General features: G+C 69.8%; 16 protein-coding genes. 10 read left to right on the top strand and 6 right to left on the bottom strand.

Translation table 11 applies throughout. The features are described 5' to 3' along the window. Nucleotides 1-7: 7 nt before the first annotated feature. Together ACX1D1_RS01240 and ACX1D1_RS01245 are read right to left on the bottom strand one after the other, a co-directional pair. Nucleotides 8-856, bottom strand: a complete 849-nt coding sequence (locus ACX1D1_RS01240; RefSeq protein ID WP_459055597.1) for a thermonuclease family protein — start codon at nucleotides 854-856, stop codon at nucleotides 8-10. A gap of 167 nt (nucleotides 857-1,023) precedes the next feature. Beyond that, nucleotides 1,024-2,007 carry a DinB family protein gene (locus tag ACX1D1_RS01245; RefSeq protein WP_459055598.1) on the bottom strand — a complete coding sequence of 328 codons (984 nt, stop codon included), beginning with the start codon at nucleotides 2,005-2,007 and terminating at the stop codon, nucleotides 1,024-1,026. A gap of 248 nt (nucleotides 2,008-2,255) precedes the next feature. On the opposite strand from ACX1D1_RS01245, the gene ACX1D1_RS01250 reads away from it, so the two are divergent. Together ACX1D1_RS01250 and ACX1D1_RS01255 are read left to right on the top strand one after the other, a co-directional pair. Beyond that, entirely contained in the window at nucleotides 2,256-2,870 is a 615-nt protein-coding gene (locus tag ACX1D1_RS01250; protein WP_459055599.1) for a hypothetical protein, read from the top strand. A gap of 134 nt (nucleotides 2,871-3,004) precedes the next feature. Further along, on the top strand, nucleotides 3,005-4,297 hold the full coding sequence (locus ACX1D1_RS01255) for a Fic family protein (RefSeq protein ID WP_459055600.1): 1,293 nt from the start codon (nucleotides 3,005-3,007) through the stop codon (nucleotides 4,295-4,297). A gap of 2 nt (nucleotides 4,298-4,299) precedes the next feature. Here the strand turns inward: ACX1D1_RS01255 and ACX1D1_RS01260 are convergent, their stop codons facing one another. Continuing rightward, nucleotides 4,300-5,223: a polysaccharide deacetylase family protein gene (locus tag ACX1D1_RS01260; RefSeq protein ID WP_459055601.1), complete on the bottom strand. Its 924-nt coding sequence runs from the start codon at nucleotides 5,221-5,223 to the stop codon at nucleotides 4,300-4,302. Between the two features lie 78 nt (nucleotides 5,224-5,301). Between ACX1D1_RS01260 and ACX1D1_RS01265 the strand changes: the two genes are divergently transcribed. Beyond that, nucleotides 5,302-6,963 carry an NERD domain-containing protein gene (locus ACX1D1_RS01265; RefSeq protein WP_459055602.1) on the top strand — a complete coding sequence of 554 codons (1,662 nt, stop codon included), beginning with the start codon at nucleotides 5,302-5,304 and terminating at the stop codon, nucleotides 6,961-6,963. Nucleotides 6,964-7,262: 299 nt separating this feature from the next. Next, nucleotides 7,263-8,708 carry an N-acetylmuramoyl-L-alanine amidase gene (locus tag ACX1D1_RS01270; RefSeq protein ID WP_459055603.1) on the top strand — a complete coding sequence of 482 codons (1,446 nt, stop codon included), beginning with the start codon at nucleotides 7,263-7,265 and terminating at the stop codon, nucleotides 8,706-8,708. 428 nt (nucleotides 8,709-9,136) lie between these two features. Here the strand turns inward: ACX1D1_RS01270 and ACX1D1_RS01275 are convergent, their stop codons facing one another. The 3 genes from ACX1D1_RS01275 to ACX1D1_RS01285 form a co-directional block, all read right to left on the bottom strand. After that, a complete protein-coding gene (locus tag ACX1D1_RS01275; RefSeq protein WP_459055604.1) occupies nucleotides 9,137-9,589 on the bottom strand; it encodes a DUF309 domain-containing protein in 453 nt (150 codons plus the stop codon). 95 nt (nucleotides 9,590-9,684) lie between these two features. Continuing rightward, nucleotides 9,685-10,164, bottom strand: a complete 480-nt coding sequence (locus ACX1D1_RS01280) for a hypothetical protein (RefSeq protein ID WP_182800280.1) — start codon at nucleotides 10,162-10,164, stop codon at nucleotides 9,685-9,687. A gap of 102 nt (nucleotides 10,165-10,266) precedes the next feature. Further along, a complete protein-coding gene (locus tag ACX1D1_RS01285) occupies nucleotides 10,267-10,923 on the bottom strand; it encodes an SDR family NAD(P)-dependent oxidoreductase (RefSeq protein ID WP_459055605.1) in 657 nt (218 codons plus the stop codon). A 367-nt stretch (nucleotides 10,924-11,290) separates the two neighbouring features. Between ACX1D1_RS01285 and ACX1D1_RS01290 the strand changes: the two genes are divergently transcribed. The 6 genes from ACX1D1_RS01290 (at nucleotide 11,291) to ACX1D1_RS01315 (ending at nucleotide 19,279) form a co-directional block, all read left to right on the top strand. Next, nucleotides 11,291-13,312 (top strand): AAA family ATPase, encoded by a 2,022-nt coding sequence (locus ACX1D1_RS01290; protein ID WP_459055606.1) that lies wholly within the window; start codon nucleotides 11,291-11,293, stop codon nucleotides 13,310-13,312. Continuing rightward, entirely contained in the window at nucleotides 13,312-14,160 is an 849-nt protein-coding gene (locus ACX1D1_RS01295; RefSeq protein WP_182781179.1) for an HNH endonuclease family protein, read from the top strand. Before ACX1D1_RS01290 ends, ACX1D1_RS01295 begins: the two co-directional genes overlap by 1 nt. A gap of 2 nt (nucleotides 14,161-14,162) precedes the next feature. Continuing rightward, nucleotides 14,163-16,046 carry a hypothetical protein gene (locus ACX1D1_RS01300; RefSeq protein ID WP_459055607.1) on the top strand — a complete coding sequence of 628 codons (1,884 nt, stop codon included), beginning with the start codon at nucleotides 14,163-14,165 and terminating at the stop codon, nucleotides 16,044-16,046. 274 nt (nucleotides 16,047-16,320) lie between these two features. Beyond that, on the top strand, nucleotides 16,321-16,863 hold the full coding sequence (locus ACX1D1_RS01305; RefSeq protein ID WP_459055608.1) for a hypothetical protein: 543 nt from the start codon (nucleotides 16,321-16,323) through the stop codon (nucleotides 16,861-16,863). A 149-nt stretch (nucleotides 16,864-17,012) separates the two neighbouring features. Further along, entirely contained in the window at nucleotides 17,013-18,146 is a 1,134-nt protein-coding gene (locus ACX1D1_RS01310) for a lycopene cyclase family protein (protein ID WP_459055609.1), read from the top strand. A 185-nt stretch (nucleotides 18,147-18,331) separates the two neighbouring features. Next, nucleotides 18,332-19,279 (top strand): hypothetical protein, encoded by a 948-nt coding sequence (locus tag ACX1D1_RS01315; protein WP_459055610.1) that lies wholly within the window; start codon nucleotides 18,332-18,334, stop codon nucleotides 19,277-19,279. The last annotated feature ends 27 nt before the right edge of the window (nucleotides 19,280-19,306 follow it).

A 19,306-nucleotide genomic window follows, 5' to 3' on the forward strand; every position in this document is an offset into this window, starting at 1 on the left:
CACCGGTCTATTCGCAGGCGAGGCCGTCCCCGTCGCCGTCGCCCCTGTAGCCGGTGCCGAACTGGAACCAGTTGTAGATCTCCACCTCAGCCGGGTCGTCCACGCTGAACGGTCCCTTCGGATGTCCGACGGTGTTCTTCTTCAACCTGCTGCACGACCCGTACTGCTCCCACCACGGTTCCTCCGTCACCACGGGCGCCACCGGCGCCACCGGCGCCGCGAGGGGCGCAACGCTCTGCTGAGGCTCCTCTCGACAAACGATCGTGATCACCGAGCCATCCGGACCCGCCGAGGCGAGCTGCGCGGCGTGGTAAGCCGCCTGGCGGGGGTGCGCGGGATAGCCGTCCGTCGAGTCGTACCGGGCGATCGCGTTGCCGGCCTCCACCTGCATCTGGCCCAGGTCGACGCCACTCTCGGTGATGACGTAGCGGAGGAGGCGCCCGTACGAGTCGCGGTCGTTCTGCCCCTCCGGCAGCTCGAGCGTCACCACATCGCCCACGGACACGACACGTCCGATCGCCATCGATGCCTCGTCGTGGCCGCACTCGCCCCGCTCAGGGGAGTCAATGCCGATGAGACGGACGGTGCCCTGGCTTGTCTCGACGGTGTCGCCGTCAACGACGGCCGAGAACGTCACCGGAATCTGCGAGGGTTCGCTCGACACGACGGGCTCGGTGGCCGGCGGAGCTGCTGACTGCGACGGCGACGCGGCGATGCCCTCCGAGCCACCCGCGGCCGATGGGGGACGAACCGAAGCGCTCGATCCCTCCGAGCCGGCCTGCTCCCCAGTGGGACGTGTGTCAGGTGCGCACCCGCCCGCACCCAACGCCAACAACGCCACCACCAAGCACGACATGCGCGCGCTTCTCATTCTCTCCACCCCCGTGTGAGAGATCGCCGCCCCCGGTCCGCCGCTGGGCGGGCTCTCCTGCACTCGACAGTAGTTCACACGGCTGGTGTGCACCCTGAGATCCCTGGATGCGCACCTGACGTGCACGCGAACCGACGGCCGTGCTGTCGCCTCTACCGCAGCGGCCCACGGAGGTAGGCCGCGACCGCGGCGTGGCCGAAGTGGTCCGCCCACACCGCGGGCGCCATGCCGAACTGCGCGTCGGCCAACTCCGGATCGGCGCCGTGGGCCAAGAGAAGCGTGACGACGTCCAGCTCGCCGGCCGCCGCCGCGTAGTGCAGCGCGCTCGGGTTCCCCACATCGACGGCGGCGCCGTGCTCCACCAGCGCCCGCACCACGTTCCAGTGCCTGAGCCCTGCCGTCTCGGCGACCAACGACGGCGACACCTCCGCCCCGCCGTCGAGCAGCCGCGACACCTCCGCCGCGTCGCCCCGTCGAGCCGCCGCCACCAACGGATCCAGGCCGTCATGCTGGGCGCGATACAGGTCCCGCAGCAGGCAGATCTCCGCGCCGTGGGCGATCACCTCGCGGTTGATGTGCATCACCAGGGCGGCCATGGACTGGTCGGCGTGGTGCTCGCCCTTCGGCCCGAGGGGCTGGAGGAGGGCGTCGTCGTCGAGGGCGGCCACGCCGTCCCGCCAGAGACCGAAGGCCCGCTCGAGGAAGGCGAGGGCCTCGTCGGCGGTGGTGGGGAGGGGCTCGGGCCACCAGCGCGGGTCGAACATGATGGCGTCGTCGGTGGGGAGGGCGCCGACGGGGAGCGACGGGTCGCCGAAGAAGGCGCGGGCGCGCTTGCCGAGGACGTCGCGGCCCACGTGCGCGATCCGCCACGCGATGGTGGTCACCGGCGGGACCGGCGGCTCCACCGGCAGCGACTCCGGCTGCAGGGCGCCGTCGGCATCCGCGCGGAGCGTCCAGGCGCCGTCGGCCGGCTCCCACCAGTACTCGTCGTCGGTGAGCCCGACGAGTCGCGGCCACAGGTGCACGGCCCAGTAGAAGTCCAGCTGATCGCGCAGCGTCTCGCCCCATGTCATGCCCCGACCGTATCCCGCCCCGCCGATGTCGATCTCGATCGCGGTGCGGATGGGGAGTCCCACGAGAACTGGTCGCTCTGTGGGTTGGTCTACCCACCCTCAGAGCGACCAGTTCCCGGGGGACCCGCCGGAAAGTCCCCCAACCCATGTCCGAGCTCGTCGATAGACTCCGACGAGTCAGCTCAGTCGAGCCAGGGCACCCGCCGAGCGGTGTCCACCGACCCGCGCGACGCAGGCGTCACGTTTCGGCTCATGACCTGGCCGGCACCCGGACCCGCCGGGCGCAACGACGAATACGGGGGACCCTGATCATGGCAGCGCTCGCGAAGAAGCTGGTGATTCCGATCGTGGTGGTGCTGGTCGCCCTTGTGCTGACCGCCATGGCTTTCGCCGCCGGACAGCTCGCGCCCAAGCTGTTCGCGCTGGGCAGCGAGTCCGAATCGACGGACACGCGCGTCATCCAGGCCATCACCCGCGAGGAGCAGGTGGTGCTTCTCAGCCTGGGCATCCAGGGGATCTCCGAGAAGACCGAGCGGATCACCTTCCTGGGCGTAGAGGTGCCGGGTAGCGAGCGGGCGTCGTTCGTGCAGTACTCCTTCAACGCCAAGCTGGGCATCGACGGGCGCGACGTTCGGATCGTCCCCAGCGGGGAGAAGAAGTATCGGATCTCCATCCCCGAGTACATCTTCATCGGCCACAGCAACGAGGACTTCAAGCTGGTGGCGGAGAACAACGGCGCGCTGAGCTTCATCACGCCAGAGAACGACCCGGTGGAGATGATCAACAACATCCTCAGCGAGGACACGCAGGCCGAGTACATCGCCAACAACGAGGAGATCCTGCGCGAGCAGGCGGTCATGTTCTACTCCGGCATCATCACCGGCATCGACCCGGAGATCAGCATCACCTACGACTTCCGCCAGTGATCGCGGCCCCCTCAGAGGGTATGCGGAGCGGGAGGGACGGTCCCGAAGAGATCTTTCCTTGCATGGACCGCGTGTGCATTAAAGTTTAGTCAGCTATCCTTTAATGGATAGCCCCTCTATGAAAGGGAACAGCGATGGCCGGGTGGGAGGAGTCGCGCTGGGAGTCCAGCGTCGGCTCCGGGGTCCCCAAGTCCGCACAGCGGTCCGGCGCCTACCGACGGTACGTGCCGGACCTGCTCGATGGAGTGGGCCTGGCCATCTCCGGCGAGCTTTCCCGAACCGTCGCCGTCGTCGAACGGAGCATCCGCGGACTCAACGGACCCGGCGTCGAGGGGCTCGCCGGGATCGCGAGATTCCTCCTGCGGTCAGAGGCGATCGCCAGCTCCCGGATTGAGGGCATCGCCCCCTCCGCGCAGCAGGTGGCCCTCGCGGAGCTGGGTCAATCGGAGACGGTCCGGGGCATCAGTGAGCAGGCCACACTGGTCGCCAACAACATGACCGTGGTCCGCGCGGCCACCACCGCCCTCGCGGACGCGGACACCCTCACCGTTGACGACATCGTCGAACTCCAGCGCTCACTCCTACCCGATGAACCGCGTCACCACGGCCTACGCACTGTCCAGAACTGGATTGGCACGTCGAGCTGGACCCCGATCGGAGCGCTCTTCGTTCCCCCGGCGCCCGAGCGCGTGCCGACCTTGATGGCGGACCTCGTGGACTACCTCAACGGCGCCGCGCACTCCCCCCTCATCCAGGCCGGGGTGATCCACGCCCAGTTCGAGACGATCCATCCCTTCACCGACGGGAACGGCCGTGTCGGTCGGGCGCTGATCCACACCGTCCTCGCGCGCCGCGGGCTCACGAGCCGGGCGCTGCTGCCCATCAGCCTCGTCCTTGCCACGCTCAGCGACCACTACATCGACGGCCTGACGAGCTTCCGCCACGACGCCCCCGCGGGCAGCGCGGAAGCCAGTGCCGCAGCCAACGAATGGCTGCGGACGTTCGTCGGCGCCGCCTCCGTCGCAGTGGAACAGTCCAAGGTGCTGGTGGGCAGGATCGACGAGCTGCGTCAGTCGTGGACCGATCGGCTGACTGCCCATCGCATCGCCATTGGCCTGCGCTCAGCTCCGCGCGCGGACTCCGCCGTCGCCCGTTTGCTGGCCTCGCTGCCGGAGTCACCGGTCATCACCGCGACGACGCTTGCCCGCATCCTCGGCGTCTCCTACCCGGCGGCCAACTCGGCCCTGGACGAGCTGACGCAGGCAGGAATCCTCACCGCGAACTCGATCGAACGCGGCGCCCAGGCATACATCGCCCGGGAGATCCTGGATCTGGTCACGATCTCCGAGCGTGGGCTGGCCAGCACCCAGTTCGACACCCGAATCTCACCGCCGAGCAGAGGGGTCCCCGCCCTGCCACACGGGTGACGTCAGCCGATGGCCGGGAGGACGTCGCGTAGCCGGGCGAAGGTGAGCCCGCCGTCGAGCAGGCGCGGGAGCGCCTCGGCCATGCCGTCGGCCGTGCCGGATCCCGGCCGGTTGAAGTGACCGATGCAGATCGAACCCGCCCCGGCGGCGCCCATCGACTGCCTCACCTGCGCGGGGGTGAAGGTGGCGCCGGCGTCAGCGTTGACGTCGAAGTTGACCACCCGCTGGCCCAGCTCGGCGACGATCTCCACCGCCACGTCGTCGACGTGGGCCGTCCCCGAACGGAACCACAACGGACGAGCGCCCGTCAGCTCAGCCAGCCGGGCGTGCCCGCCCATCACCTCGTCGAACACATCCCCCACCGACGCCGTCCCGGGAATCCCGTAGGCCTCCGCCCCGCTCACCGACAGCGGCTTGTGCGCGGTGCCGTGGTTGGCGAGCTCGAACAGCGGATCGTCGGCCAGCTCGCGCGCAATGCCCGGGTTCGCGTCGATCCACCGCAGGTTGAGAAACAGCGTGGCGGGCACCGCCAGCCGTCGGAGCACCTCGATCAGCGCCTCGTCGTAGCCCGAGCCGTTACGCCCACCGCAGGCATCGAGCGTGACGACGGCGGGCTGAGCCTCACTGCGCAGCACCACTCCGTCGACCTCCAACCCCCACTGGGTGGGGGTGCGGCCGTCGAAGCGGGCGACGATGTCGTCGCGGGTGGGCAGCCGCGCTGGCCCCGCCGGCGAGGGGCTAGGCGATGAGGACTCAGGGCTGGGCGACGCGGTCGTTCGTGTCGATGACGGGGAACCCGACGGCGGGACGGACTCCACCGCCCGCGGCGACTCCGACAGCGACGGCGCCGCGGCGCAGCCGGCCAGTCCCGCCAGGCCGAGCCCCAGTACCCCTCGTCGCGCAATCCGCATGCGAGATTGTGTCACGGCGGCACGCTGCCCCCAACCGCGGAAGTCGGGCTGCCGGGGCCACCGATGCGCGACCCGCGGGCTAGCGTGTCCCCCATGACCCCACGGCTGGTTCCCTCCGACCCGCGGTTCACCACCGAGTCCGAGCGCGTCGTCTGGGAGCGTCTCCGCGACACTCTCAACCCCTCAGACACCCTCATCGCCAACCTCCGCCTCACCGACGTCCACAAGGACCATGAGGCGGACCTCGTGGTGGCCTTGCCCGGCGTGGGCGTGGTCGTCGTGGAGGTCAAGGGGTCCGGCATCGCCTGCATCGACGGCGCCTGGACCATGACCCACGACGGCGTGAGCCGCCCCGTCGAACCCGTCGGGCAGGCCCGCGACACCAAGTACGCCATCCGCGACTACGTGGAGTCCGACCGCCGCTGGGCAGACAGCTCCCACCCGAAGGCCCGCTTCCTGCACGCCGTCGTCACCCCCTTCACCGAACTCCCCGCGGACCTCCACCTCCCCGACTGCCCACGCTGGATGCTCCACGACCGCCGCGACCTTCCCCGCCTCGCCGAGCGCCTCGCCCACGTCCCGGCCGGGTTCGAGACCCACCGTCGGCCCCCCTCCGAGGACGACTGCACCACCATCGTCGACATCCTCACCGCCCGCGGCACCAGCGCCGTCGCCTCCGTGATCGACGACGCGGACGAGCGCCAGGCCCGCGCCGACCGCCTCACCGAGGACCAGGCCCTCGTGCTGCGCGTGACCCGGCTGCTCCGGCGGGTCGAGATCCGCGGCGGCGCCGGCAGCGGGAAGACCGTCCTGGCTCTCACGCAGGCGCGGCAGCTCACCGCCGGGCGCAACGGCCACCAGGAGAGGGTGGCGCTGGTGTGCTACTCGCTGGGCCTGGCCAGCCACTTCAGCCGCGAGGTGGCCACCTGGCCGTACAAGCAGCGGCCGGCGTTCGTCGGCACCTTCGAGGCGTTGGCCAACCAGTGGGGCATCGCCTCCGGCGACCGCGACGACCCCGACTTCTGGGAGCACCGCCTCCCCCTGCTCATGGCCGAGAAAGCGGCCGAGCTGCCGCCCAAGGCGCGCTTCGACTCGTTCGTCGTCGACGAGGCCCAGGACTTCGCCGAATCGTGGTGGAAGCCGCTGGTGACGGCGCTGCGCGACGAGGAGGACGGCGGCCTGTTCCTCTACTCCGACGAGAACCAGCGCCTCTTCCAACGCTTCGGCCGCCCGCCGGTGCCGCTCGTGCCGCTGGTGCTGGACCACAACCTGCGCAACACCCGCCAGATCGCGGAGGTGTTCAAGCCGCTCGCCCCGCTGCGCATGCGCCTCCAGGGAGGCGAGGGCCCAGAGGTGGTGCACGTCCAGGCAAGCCCCGACGAGGCCCTGGGTGTCGCGGACGACCAGATGGACCTCCTCTTCGACGAGGGCTGGGCGCCCGGGCACATCGCTCTGCTGACCACCGGCCGACGGCACCCCGAGCAGGTGTCGCGGCAGGACGAGGACCCGCAGCAGAAGACGTACTGGGACTCGTTCTGGGACGAGGACCTTCCCTTCTACGGACACGTGCTGGGGTTCAAGGGGCTGGAGCGTCGCGCCGTGGTGCTGTGCATCAACGAGGACGGCACCAGGGAGCGGTTCAGGGAGCGGCTGTACGTGGGGTTGTCGCGGGCCACCGACCGCCTGATCGTGGTCGGCGATCTGGACGCGATCGCGCACGCGGGCGACGACGTGGTGCGCGCCCTCCGCGGCTAGCGGTGAAGGGGACTTCGACACCTCGTCAGGGGCCTCGCTGGCTGTGATGTGCGCCTCGTTGGGAGCAGGCCGCTCCGGACCCCATTTTCGGTGTCGGATCCCGGAGGGTAGACCGACCCCGAGACACCACCCTAAAAGGGGCCTCCTCCCCCGGAGGAGTCCTGAGACCCCCGCCTAGGGCTCACATCCGCCGCACTGACCACCCGAGTCGTTCCTGCCCTCCCGCCCTCACTCCAGGCTGGCCCGATGCGCTGTCGCTCGGCAGCGCGACTGTGCTGCGGGTTGACTTGGGGGACCAGATGTCAGTTGCTCGTAGGTTCGTCGCTCGTGTGTTGGCTGTCGTGGTGGCCAGCACCGCCATGACGGTGGGGTTGGTCGTCGATCCGCCGCTCGCCACCGCGGCCGGTCACCACCGGACGCTCAACGTCACACGGGCGTTCGGCTCCGCTCCGGTCACTCCAGACCACGCGATCGACTACTTCGGTCTGGTCGCAGACCTCGACTCACCCAACGGCAGCCTCGTTGGTCAGGGCGCCTCCCCGTTCGGTGAGGTCCGGTTCCTGGTGGACGGCCGCTGGACGGCCTGGCAGTCGCTCGATCTGGACGGCGCCCAGGCGGAGGGCCAGTTCACCGGGTCCCTGATCGCGGTCGATCATGCCACCGCCTACCAGGTTCGCAACCTCCCCAAGGGCGCCCACAACTGGCGCGCGGCGGCCATCAACACCACCGACGGCCCGGTCGAAGCCGCCCCCGCTCAGGCGGCGAGCGAGGCACATGCCGTCACCGCCTGTCGCTCGCGGGCAGACTGGGGCGCCGACGAGTCGATCACCGGGTGGGAGCAGGGCGATGTCCGCGAGTTCTTTCCGGCGCAGGTGATGACCGTCCACCACACCGCGACCTCGAACACCTCGACGCAGGACTATTCGGCGACCATGCGGGCAATCCTCACCTACCACGTGAAATCCAACGGATGGTCCGACATCGGCTACCAGTACCTCGTCGACCGGAACGGCATCGTCTACGAGGGACGAAGCGCCGGAAGCACCGTTTCCTGCCTGGACGGTGGCGGCGACGGCTCCGACTTCGCACACCAGGCGGGCACCGGCAACATCGTGACCGGCGCCCACGTCGGGACCTACAACAGCGGCAACATCGGGGTGGCGCTCATGGGCTGCTTCAATGCGTCGGGAGGATGCACCGGCGACACGACGGTGCCCGCCGGCAGTGTCGGCGGGCTGGAGTCGCTGCTGGCCGATCTCGCCGATCGGCACTCGCTGTCCCCCCTGGGCTCCGTCGAGTACGTCAACCCGGTCACCGGCCGCACCGCCCCCATGCCCACGATCGCGACGCATCAGGACTGGCCGTCGACGGCCACGGCCTGCCCCGGCGACAACCTCTACCCCCAACTCCCGACGATCCGTGAGAACGTTGCCCTGTTGGTTGCACCCCCGGCGACGACGGTTCCCGCAGCTCCATCGGACCTCACCGCCACGGCGAGCTCGAAGAGCCAGATCCAGCTGACCTGGGTGGACAACGCCAGCAATGAAGACGGCTATCTCATCGAGCGCTGCAAGGGCGCTACCTGCACGAACTTCGCGCAGATCGCCTCTGTCGGCACGGTCACGTCATTCACCGACACCCGGCTGGCGGGCAGGACGACCTACCAATATCGGGTTCGTGCCTCCAACGCGGCCGGAGTGTCGGAGTACTCCAACATCGCCTCCACCACCACTCCGAGGAAGTGACCCGCCGGACCGGTCACCCCGCCACGCCGTCGTCGCCCCATCTGACGATCACCAGCTAGGGCGCAGGGGGAACCCGTTCGAACCGTCGTCGGCTGTCCTGACCGCCAGCACCTGGTGCAGCTGGACGTTGTTGCGCTCGAAGTTGAGCCGAGACCCCGCCATGTACAGGCCCCAGGCGCGCGCCGTCGGTTCGCCGGCCGCGGCCGCCCCCGCGAGGTGGTGGCGGCCCGGGGCCGGAAGAGGTTCGAGGTGGACTTGGCAAGGCGCACCGGGGCTCCGGCGGGGATCGCCTCGTACGACGATCGGAGCCGCCGCAGCGCCTGCTCGTGCTCTGCCCGGGCGCGTGACGCTGTCACAGGGCCCAACCTAACCCCGATCGGTCCCCAGCTGGTCGCCCACGCTGAAGTGGCGGACCTTCCTCGAGCGGCTCAGTCCTCAGTGCTCTCGGCTGCCTGCCGCAAGGCGCAGGCCACGACTTCGCCGAGGTCCAAGCCGTAGGACGGCCCCCCGCGGGCGCGGTAGGCATCCACCCGGGAAGAACCGCGCTCAAGGAGCCGGGCACCACCGACGTTGTTTCCGCGGGCGGTGTGGGTCAGGCCGACGCAGATCTGGGCGAGTCCCTGCCAGAGATCACGCTCCTCGTCCGGGCCGGCCTTCCAGCGGGCCTCGAGAACCTCGTGTGCAGCGAACTGCCGACCCTCCGCGACCAGGCTCCTGGCCAGCTCCACCGACTCCAACGGAGGCAAGGGCTCCTCGGACACCGGCTCAACACCCGCGGCCCCATAGGGCAGGGGCCGGCCGAGCGCGTCACGCGGGCGGGCCTGGCGGGGCCGACCGGCGTCGTCGCGGTCGCGGATCATCGCCTTGTTCCCCCGGAGCATCCCGCAGCCATCCCACTTCTCATGGGGACCATGCTACGAGGAGGTCACGACCTCCGTTGCGGGGTCGATGTGCCCTCCGCCACGTCCGCGGACGGCTAATCGGGTTCTGGCTCCATCAGGAAATCCCACGTGAGTCCGTGGGCGAGCACCACCAGAAGGACCAGCAGCACGCCCCCGACGATCAGCGGGGTGAACCCGGCGGCTCGCGCCAGTTCGGGCGCCACGCCGAGCACGAGGATGGCCAGGTAGAGCACGATGGCAACCCACCGGAACCGCCGAAACGTGCCCACCACCGTGGCTGAACGCTCACGGCGGAGCAGCCCGACGGTGGACCACAGGCCCACCAGCGCGCAGCTGCCGAAGCTGATGCGCCACAGCAGCGGGGTGTCGGGGCTGATCTGCGCGAGGGTGGCCATCAGTCCGGGGAGCAGGAACGAGATGTAGGTGCCGGCGGCGAGGCGGCGACGGTCGGCGTCGGCCCTCCAGGCAGGGCGGCTCTGGACGACGACCCACCACAGGCCCACCAGGGTGAACGAGGTGCCGGCCAACAACGAGTAGAACGCTGACAGGTCCATGGGCGCGCCCTCCGGGTAGCAGTTGGTCCCAGTGTGAGCCAACAGGTCGCCTGAGGATGCGGCAAGCGTCGGATCCGCGCGGGGGGATGGCGCACCAGCCGGTCAGGCGAAGTCCGCGGCGAGCACCCTCGCCTCGTCGCGCTCGACGGCCTCCACCACACGCTCCGCGACGACGGCGGGGTCCAGCCCGCGCGGCATGGCCGGCGCCTGCCCGGCGAGCGGGCGGGTGGCCAGCCCCGTCTCGGTGTGCGGCGGCTGGGCGTCGCACACCAGTACCCCGGACCGTCGGACCTCCCGGCCCAATGCCGCGAGCCCCGCAGCGACGGCCGCCTTCGACGCGGAGTAGGCGGCCATGCCCGCCACTGGCTGCGACGCCACCACCCCGCTGAGGTGCACCAGGAACCCGCGGGTCTCGACGAGTGCCGGGATCACGCGACGGGCCAGCCACAGCGGCCCGATCGCGTTGGTGAGGAACAGCTCCTCGATCACCTCGTCGTCGGTGTCAGCCAGCGGACCGAACGTGACGACTCCCGCGGCGATCACCACACCGTCGAGGCGGCCGTGGCGGTCGCGGGCGTAGGCGACGAGGGCGTCACCCGAGCCGGCGTCCTGCAGATCCACGCGCACGTCGACGTCGCCGCGGCGGCCCGCCCGGACGACGGTGGCGCCACGCGAGGCGAGCACCCGGGCGATCTCAGCGCCGAGGACGCCCGCGGAGCCGACGACCGCGACGACACGGCCGTTCAGGGATCGGGCCATGAGCACTCCTTGTGGGTCGCGACGAGGTATGCCGATTGAACCACGACCCCGCCCGCCGCGGACCCTGCGCGGCGGGGTGTGCGTTTGAGCAAATGGCAAGGGTCGCGGACACCTCCCCGCGGGAGCTGAGCGCGCACCACTTCGCGACCCGTGCCATTTGCTCAACTCCCGTCCCCGTCCCCGTCCCGGGGGCAGGGGGCGACGGGGTCGGGCCGCGGGCGCTCAGAGTGTAAGGATCCTGGACGGTCTGTCGTCCGGAATCCGACACCCACCGGGCCCTCACCCCATGACGCGTGAACCCTCGCCGTTCGACCCCTTCCCAGCCGGGCCGAACCGGGCAATAATCGCGGCAACAAGGGGGTACGCCATGTGGCATCGACGACCCACCGAGCCGGCGGTCCTGGCCGAGGCCAAGGACCGGCTCACGGAGGAAACCGCGCACGCCTGGCGGCAGAAGAGGTCCCGCGGACCCGAGCCGGACCCGCTCCTCCACGACCCGGAGATCCTGAATTCGTTGCTCGGCATGACGAACGGCACCTGCGCCTACTGCGAGCGCGGCCTGGAGATGCAAGGCTCCGACGCCGCCGTCGTCACGCATCACCGCCCAACCTGGGGGGCCGTCGGCACCGACGGCGACGTCTCACTCCAGGCCTACTGGTGGCTCAGCTACGAGTGGGACAACCTTTACCCAGCCTGCGCCGACTGCATCCGCTCCCGCGGCACCCGTTTCCCGGTGGCGGGCGAGCGGGCGACCTCCCTCGACACCCTCGGACACGAGCAGCCCCTCCTCCTGGACCCCCTCCTCGACGACCCCGACGAGCACCTCCGCTACCAGCCCGACGGCACAGTCACCGCGCTGACGGACCGCGGCCGCGCCACCATCGACAATCTGGCCCTCAACCGTGACTTCCTGGTCAAGGCCCGGCTCGCCGCCCGCCACTCCGAGCCGGGCAACGCCTTCCCCACCCTCCACCGCCAGTTCGGCGGCTATGCCCAGTCCGCACCCCTGGAGGCCGCCGCTCCCCCGCCGCCCCCACCGCGACCCTCAGGCCCCGACCTCCCGCCCATGTCCGGCGCCGAGCCGGGGGCCCCGGCCTACGACCTCACCTCGAACATGGTGGGCGCCCAGCGCGGCAACTACTTCCAGGCCACCCAGTGGATCGAGCGCGTGGTCATCCGCAACTTCCGCCCCATCCGCGAGCTTGAGATCGACCTCGCGAAATCCACCAGCGAGCGCGGCCCCTGGACGGTCCTCCTCGGCGAGAACGGCTGCGGCAAGAGCTCAGTCCTGCACGCCATCGCGCTCACCATGATGGGCGGCGAGCAGCGCCGGGCGCTCGGCATCGACGCCCGTAAGTTCCTTCGCGACGGCGCCCGCAAGGGCCTCGTCGAGGTCTACCTTTCCGGGCGGCAGGAGCCTCTCCGGCTCGAGTGGGCCAAGGGCGAGCATGAGTTCTCCGGCCCGGAGCCGGTGGCCGCGCTGATGCTCGGCTACGGCGCCACCCGCCTGCTGCCACGCACCCCGTCGCCGCAGGACGACAACAGGGTGGTGCGCGTCGACAATCTCTTCGACCCCGTCGCCCCCCTCACCGACCCCACCTCCTGGCTGCTCTCCCTCGACGACGACACCTTCGACGACGTGGCCCGCGGCATCCACGAGATGCTCGCTCTGGACCAGGACGCCGAGCTCCTCCGCGACGACGACCAGGTGCTCCTCAAGCAGGGCCGCACCCGCTCCGACATCGTCACGCTGAGCGACGGCTACCAGTCGATGGTGGTGATGGCCTGCGACATCCTGCGCTCCACCATGCGGCTGTGGACGCAGTCGGCGCTGGCGGAGGGGATCGTGCTGATCGACGAGATCGGCGCCCACCTGCACCCGCGCTGGCGGTTGCGGATCGTCACCGCCATGCGCAACCTGATGCCGCGCATCCAGTTCATCGTCACCACCCACGACCCGCTGTGCCTGCGCGGGATCGTCGACGGCGAGGTGGTCGTGATGCGCCGCAACAGCGAGGGCGACGTCGTGTCGCTGTCGGACCTGCCTCCGGTGACCGGGATGCGGATCGACCAGTTGCTCACCTCCGAACACTTCGGCCTGGGCTCCACCGACGACCCGGAGGTCACCGAGCTGTGGGAGAACTACTACCGCCTCATGGGGCTCAAGAAGCCGAGCAAGGAGCAGACCGACCGCCTGGAGCGGGTCCGCGCCCGCCTCGACGAGCTGGAGCAGTTCGGCACCACCGAGCGCGAGCGGCTACTGCTCACCTCGGCCGCCGACTACATCGCGCAGCGCCGCGAGACCGGCGACGCCGTCGCCCCCAGCAGCAAGGAGATGACCGCCAAGCTGTCCGAGCTGTGGGGCAAGTACCTGCCGGGGAGCTCGTGATGCGACGGGTGCCGCGGCCCAAGGAACCGCCCAGCCTGGCGGGGGAGAAGACGCTGAAGGAGCGTCAGGCGGCCCTGGACTTCTATGCCGCGTGGGACGGCGCGGCCAAGTACGACGGCTACAAGGCCTACAAGAACCCCGACATCCGCACCGCGCTGGAGGAGGCGTTCGGCGGCAAGTGCGCCTACTGCGAGACCTTCTACGCCGCCACCCAGCCCGTTGCCATCGAGCATTACCGCCCCAAGGGCGAGGTGACCATCGACGGGAAGCGCGTGCCGCCGGGCTACTACTGGCTGGCCAGCGAATGGACCAACCTCCTGCCGTCGTGCACCGACTGCAACAGCCCCCGCAGGCAGGACCTCCCCAACGAGGAGGAGGCTAAGACCGCGGGCAAGGCCAACGCGTTCCCGCTCGCCCCCGGATCGCCCCGCGGCACCTCCCCGGGCGGGGAGAAGGGCGAGAAGAGACTCCTGCTGCACCCCTACCTCGACTTCCCGGAGAAGCACCTCGAGTTCGTGTGGGGCACCGGCACCGTCGACGACGGATGGGTGAAGCCCAAGCGCGGCAGCGCCAAGGGGGCCACCACCATCACGGTCTGCGCCCTCCAGCGTCGGGGCCTCCGCGCCGCGCGGCGGGACCGCCTGCTGGACCTCATCGCCCACCTGGAGTCGGTCGTCGAGGCGCAGAACAACGTCGTCCGGCACCCGGACGACCCGGACCTGCTGACCCAACTGGAGCGACGGCTGGGCGAGGTCAGCCGCTTCGTCGCCGACCACGCCCCCTACAGCGCCATGTGCCGCCAGGTGGTGGCGAGATACCACGCGAAACTCTTCGGACCCCAGGAGTGACCATGACCACAGCAGCATCCACCAGCCCCTACGCCTCGCCGTCGCTGCACTGCGACATCGTCATGAAGGGCGGCATCACCAGCGGCGTGATCTATCCCCGCGCGGTCTCGGAGCTGGCGAAGACCTACACGCTGAGCTCCGTCGGGGGCGCCTCCGCCGGGGCCATCGCGGCGGCTGCCGCTGCGGCAGCCGAGCTCGGCCGTCACTCCGGCGGATTCGAAGGGCTCGACGAGATGCCCGACGAACTGGCCGCCCTCGCGCCGGACGGCCAGTCCAAGCTGGCGTCGTTCTTCCAGCCGACGAGGACCGCGGCCCCGCTGTTCCGGCTGATGTTCTCGGTGGCCGGGAAGGAGGGCGGGAAGATCGGTGCCCTCGTGGGTGGCCTGCTGCGCAGCTTCTGGAAGGAGGCGCTCGTGGGAGCGCTGATCGGGCTTGTCCTGATCGTGCTGAGCGCGCTCGGCGAGGGCATCGCGTCCGTGGCGGGCGTCGTCGGGGGTCTGCTGCTGCTGGTGCTCGGGGCGGCTGTCGGGGTCCTGGTGGGCGCCCTGCGGACGTTCGGCCGCGTCGTCGAGGACGGCTTCGGTATGTGCACCGGCATGGAGGGCTACGGCGCGGGCGGGGCCAAACCGCTCACCCCCTGGCTCTACGAGAAGATCCAGACGCTGGCCGGGCGGGCCCCCGGCGCGCCGCCGCTGACGTTCGGCGACCTCCGCCGCGCCGACGTGACGCTGCGGGTGATGACCACCAACCTGACCCGCCACCAGCCCATGGCGATGCCGTGGAGCACCCGCGAGTTCTACTTCGACGCCGACGAGATGCGCGGCCTCTTCCCCGCCGACGTCGTCGACTGGATGGTGGCCCACCCGCCGGCCGGCGACGGCGGGGATCCCATTCAGACGCGCAGCGACCTGGGGCGCACTCTGCATCCCTGGCCCGCGGCCGACGACCTTCCGGTGATCGTCCCCACGCGGATGTCGCTCAGCTTCCCGGTCCTCATCTCCGCGGTCCGGCTCTACGCCGTGGACTACACCCGGCCCGAGAACCAAGGACCCGACGGCGCCGTCGGTCAGGCAGCGGCCACCGATGGGCCGACCTTCTCCAGCGTGTGGTTCACCGACGGCGGGCTCTGCGCCAACCTACCGGTGCACTTCTTCGACTCCCCGCTGCCCAAGCACCCCACGTTCGCTTTCAACCTCGGGCCGTTCCCGCCCGGGCGGGCGAAGTCCCAGGACCAGTCCGAGAACAGCTACCTGCCCACCACCAACCAGGCGGGCCTCCAGCGCCCGTGGTTCCCCCTGCCGACGAAGGGGCTCGGCGCCTGGGCGTCGTTCGGGCTGCTCATGGTGCACACCGCCCGCGAGTGGGTCGACGGCGCCCAGATGGTGATGCCCGGGTACCGGGACCGGATCGTCACCGTGCATCACGACCACGCCGAGGGCGGAATGAACCTGTCGATGCCACCCAAGGTGGTCACGGACCTCGCCGAACGCGGGAGGCTGGGGGCGGTCAAACTCGTCGACGCGTTCGCCGGGCCTCAGCCGGGCATCGTACCCACGTGGGGCTGGAACAACCACCGCTGGCTCCGGTTCCGCACCGCGACCTCCGGTCTCGCCGGATGGCTGCAGGGCTTCCGCGCCAGCTATGTGGACACGACCTCCGGCGGCATCCCCTACCCTGACCTGGCCGGCCCCGGCGCCGACGCTCCACTTCCCTCGTACCCGCTCTCCGGAGCCAAGCGCGAAGCGTTGAACGAGCGCGCAGATGGGCTGATCGGCCTGGCCGGATCCTGGGGCGGAGGAACAATCCCCCCGGCCCCCAAGCCCGCCCCGCGCCTGCGTCTGGTGCCCGACGACGGCACGGCCGCCGGCCTCGACCTCCAGGACTAGCTGGTCCTGGAGGTCGCGGTCTCAGACGCCGTTGGTGGGCTCAGTTGCCGGTCTTCGGCAGTCCCACCACGGCTTCTGGGCGGTCGGGCGGTGGTGCAGGTCCCAACGCCTGGCCGGCCGGCTGCGGGGTCTTCCCCTATATCAAATGCCCATCAGCTCAGGTAGTTTCTTTAGTTAGTGATGAGCCTTGGCCGGCCCGGAATTTCCGGGCATGGCACGGCCGCGGCGTGGGGGTCGCCGAGAGTCGTCGACCTGGATCAGGAGGTAGAGAGTCATGAAGAGCAGGACAGGAATAGCAGCCATATCGGCCGCGGGACTGATCGCGGCGCTGGGACTCTTGGGCGGGCTGACCGCCCAGGCCGACATCCCAGACGGGTCGGCTGCGAACCACCCGGAGGCGTGGGAACAGTATTTCGGCGTGGCAGGCATCGACTGCTACAAGGATGAGCCGGTCAAGATGCCCTTCACCGTCCCCAAGGCCGGCGAGGGCCGGGTGTGGTACGCCGTGATCTTGAAGGCGGGTTCAGAGAACTCCACCGACGAGCCCAGCGAGGTTTTCATGTCGGTGGCTGCCGGAACGAAGCTGCAACACTCCTCTGACAAGGACATTTCCCACGTCATCCTGTGTTCGGTGCCCAAGGTGACGACCAAACCCTCTCCGTCGGTGAGTCCCTCTCCGTCGTTGAGCCCGTCCCCGTCGATGAGCCCGTCCCCGTCGATGAGCCCGTCCCCCAAGCCGTCGCACAAGCCGACGACCTCCACCACCGCCCCGCCCACCAAGAAGCCCGTGGTGGGGCTGCCCAAGACCGGCAACTGACACCTGCACACGGGATCACGGCTGACGCTCCCGCCCTGCCTGCGGTTGTTGTTCCTCCAGATCAGGTCTCGAGCCCCCAGGGCATTCGAGCATCGGTCTGGAGGAACAGCAACCGCGGAGCCCTTCCGCGACATGGAACGATAGGACCCGTGACCGCCACCTCCTTCGACGTCGCCGTGGTCGGGCTCGGTCCCGCCGGGCGCTCCCTCGCGTCGCGGTGCGCGGCGCACGGGATGCGCGTTCTCGCCGTCGACCCCCGCCCCGAGGCGGTCTGGGGCCCCACCTACGGCATCTGGGGCGACGAACTGGGCGCGCTGCCGGAATCAGTGGTGCGGTCCCGTATCCTTCGCCCCGAGCTGAGGGCCCATGGCGCCTACCCCCTCCCCCGCGACTATCTCGTCCTCGACAACCCCGCCCTCCAGGCCGCCTTCCCTCTCGACGAGGTGGTGCTGCGCCGCGGCCGGCTGACCGACGACGAGGTCTCGGACCTGCGATCCGAAGCCCGCGTCGTCGTCGACGCGCGCGGCGCGAGGCCCGAAGGGATCATCCCCCGGGACCCCTCGCCGGCCCAGACTGCGTTCGGGATCGTCCTGCCTGCCGAGGTCGCGGCGCCGGCGCTGCAGGGTGCGACGGCGCTGCTGATGGACTGGCGCACCGACTGGTCCACGGATCCCCAGCCGCACGACACCCCCACCTTCCTCTACGCCATCCCCCTGGGGGGTGGCGAAGTGCTGCTCGAGGAGACCTGCCTCGCGGCCGCGCCCGGCCTACCCATCCCTGAGCTGAGGGCGAGGCTCCGGACGCGGTTGGTGTCGCGGGGGGTGGCCGAGTCCGCCGTCGAGCATCCGCTGAGCAGGGAAGTGGTGCGCATCCCGATGCGCGGGCGGGGCTGGAGCGCCGCCCCTGGGACGACGGCGGTCGGCACCGCCGGGCGCGGGGGGAACCTGGTGACGGGCTACTCCGTGGCCCATTCGCTGCTGCGGGCCGACGGCCTGGCCCGTGACCTGACGGCCGGTCGACCCATGACGGCCGACCCCCACACCCCCGCTGACCTGTTCCGCGAGATGGGCCTGCGTGCCCTGCTCCGCCTCGACGTCGACGGCACGCTGGCCCTGTTCGACGCCTTCGGTCGGCTCCCCGGCCAGGCTCAGCGCGACTTCATGTCGCGGGACTCCACCGCCACCGGGCTGGCCGCCGCCATGTGGGGGATGTTCGCCCGGATGCCGATGTCGGGCCGGGGGCAGCTGATCGCCGCGACGCTCGGCCCCGGGCGCCACGTCTGAGCCCGATCGGCGCGGGTTGTGAGGGCTTCGACTCCGGACCGATCCCCTAGCCAGTCGGGCATCCGCCGCGCGAATCCCCGTCAACCCCTATGGGGTTTGCGGGGTCACCCCCGATGCCCGGATCCGCAGTCGGATGAAGACTTACCTCAACACGCCAGATCGGCGGCCAGAGAAAGGTAAGGGTCATGCCCAACGACAACACCAACACAGCCGGCTTCCAGGCAGTTGCTGAAGAATCCTTCAACGACAACTCCACCAACACCAACCTCGACGCCGACCTCGAGGTCGAGATCGAAGACTCGCTGAACGACAACTCGGACAACTCCACCAACACCGAGATCGACACCGAGGTCGAGGTTGAGGACTCCTTCAACGAGACCGAGACGGACACCGAGATCGACGATTCCTACAACGTCGACAACTCCTTGGAGCACGAGGATTCCTACAACGACAACTCCGAGAACCTCGATGTTGAGGTGGAGATCGACGACTCCTTCAACCGCGATGAGTCGGTGAAGACGCAGGACTCGTTCAACATCACCAGCTCGTTCAACGAGCAGACGCTCAACGACAACTCCACCACGGTGGGCGTGCGCCAGTACCAGACCAACGTCGGCGACCTGAACCTCGGCGGCATGGGTGGGATGCTCGGCGGCAAGGCTGCCTACGGGCACGGCGGCGGCGCGGACCTCGAGCTGGACAACCGCTCGATGAACGTTGACCAGTCCGTCAACCAGATCATCAACGCCGGCGACGACGTGGATCAGGACTTCAGCCAGACGGCCAACGTGGCCTTCGGGGATCACTCGATGGCGGCCGGCGACGACATCGACATCGACAACTCCTCCATGAGCGTCGAGCTCGGCGACATCTCCATCGGCAACACCTGGATCGACACCCGCATCAACGACTCGTTCCAGGACAACTCGGTGGACAACGACTACGACTGGGAGATGGAGATCGACGACTCCTTCAACGACCAGTCCACGGACCTGGACGTGGAGGTCGACATCGAGGACTCCTTCACCAACGAGGTCACCGAACTCAACTCCTTCGAGTGGGAGAACGAGGGCAACGTCTTCAGCCCCGGCGCTGCCACCACCGGCGGCGAGGTCATCGACGTCGAGCTCTGATCCTGATCACACCCTCACACGGCGGTT

The sequence above is a fragment of the Tessaracoccus luoxuelianae genome (assembly GCF_054483915.1).

Excerpts from the sequence above, each read along its gene's own strand:
- ACX1D1_RS01255 (WP_459055600.1), top strand. The coding sequence starts at position 3,005 with ATGGCCGGGTGGGAGGAGTCGCGCTGGGAGTCCAGCGTCGGCTCCGGG.
- ACX1D1_RS01270 (WP_459055603.1), top strand. The coding sequence starts at position 7,263 with ATGTCAGTTGCTCGTAGGTTCGTCGCTCGTGTGTTGGCTGTCGTGGTG.
- ACX1D1_RS01250 (WP_459055599.1), top strand. The coding sequence starts at position 2,256 with ATGGCAGCGCTCGCGAAGAAGCTGGTGATTCCGATCGTGGTGGTGCTG.
- ACX1D1_RS01265 (WP_459055602.1), top strand. The coding sequence starts at position 5,302 with ATGACCCCACGGCTGGTTCCCTCCGACCCGCGGTTCACCACCGAGTCC.
- ACX1D1_RS01305 (WP_459055608.1), top strand. The coding sequence starts at position 16,321 with ATGAAGAGCAGGACAGGAATAGCAGCCATATCGGCCGCGGGACTGATC.
- ACX1D1_RS01280 (WP_182800280.1), bottom strand. The coding sequence starts at position 10,164 with ATGGACCTGTCAGCGTTCTACTCGTTGTTGGCCGGCACCTCGTTCACC.
- ACX1D1_RS01240 (WP_459055597.1), bottom strand. The coding sequence starts at position 856 with ATGTCGTGCTTGGTGGTGGCGTTGTTGGCGTTGGGTGCGGGCGGGTGC.
- ACX1D1_RS01295 (WP_182781179.1), top strand. The coding sequence starts at position 13,312 with ATGCGACGGGTGCCGCGGCCCAAGGAACCGCCCAGCCTGGCGGGGGAG.
- ACX1D1_RS01290 (WP_459055606.1), top strand. The coding sequence starts at position 11,291 with ATGTGGCATCGACGACCCACCGAGCCGGCGGTCCTGGCCGAGGCCAAG.
- ACX1D1_RS01315 (WP_459055610.1), top strand. The coding sequence starts at position 18,332 with ATGCCCAACGACAACACCAACACAGCCGGCTTCCAGGCAGTTGCTGAA.
- ACX1D1_RS01275 (WP_459055604.1), bottom strand. The coding sequence starts at position 9,589 with ATGCTCCGGGGGAACAAGGCGATGATCCGCGACCGCGACGACGCCGGT.
- ACX1D1_RS01285 (WP_459055605.1), bottom strand. The coding sequence starts at position 10,923 with ATGGCCCGATCCCTGAACGGCCGTGTCGTCGCGGTCGTCGGCTCCGCG.
- ACX1D1_RS01300 (WP_459055607.1), top strand. The coding sequence starts at position 14,163 with ATGACCACAGCAGCATCCACCAGCCCCTACGCCTCGCCGTCGCTGCAC.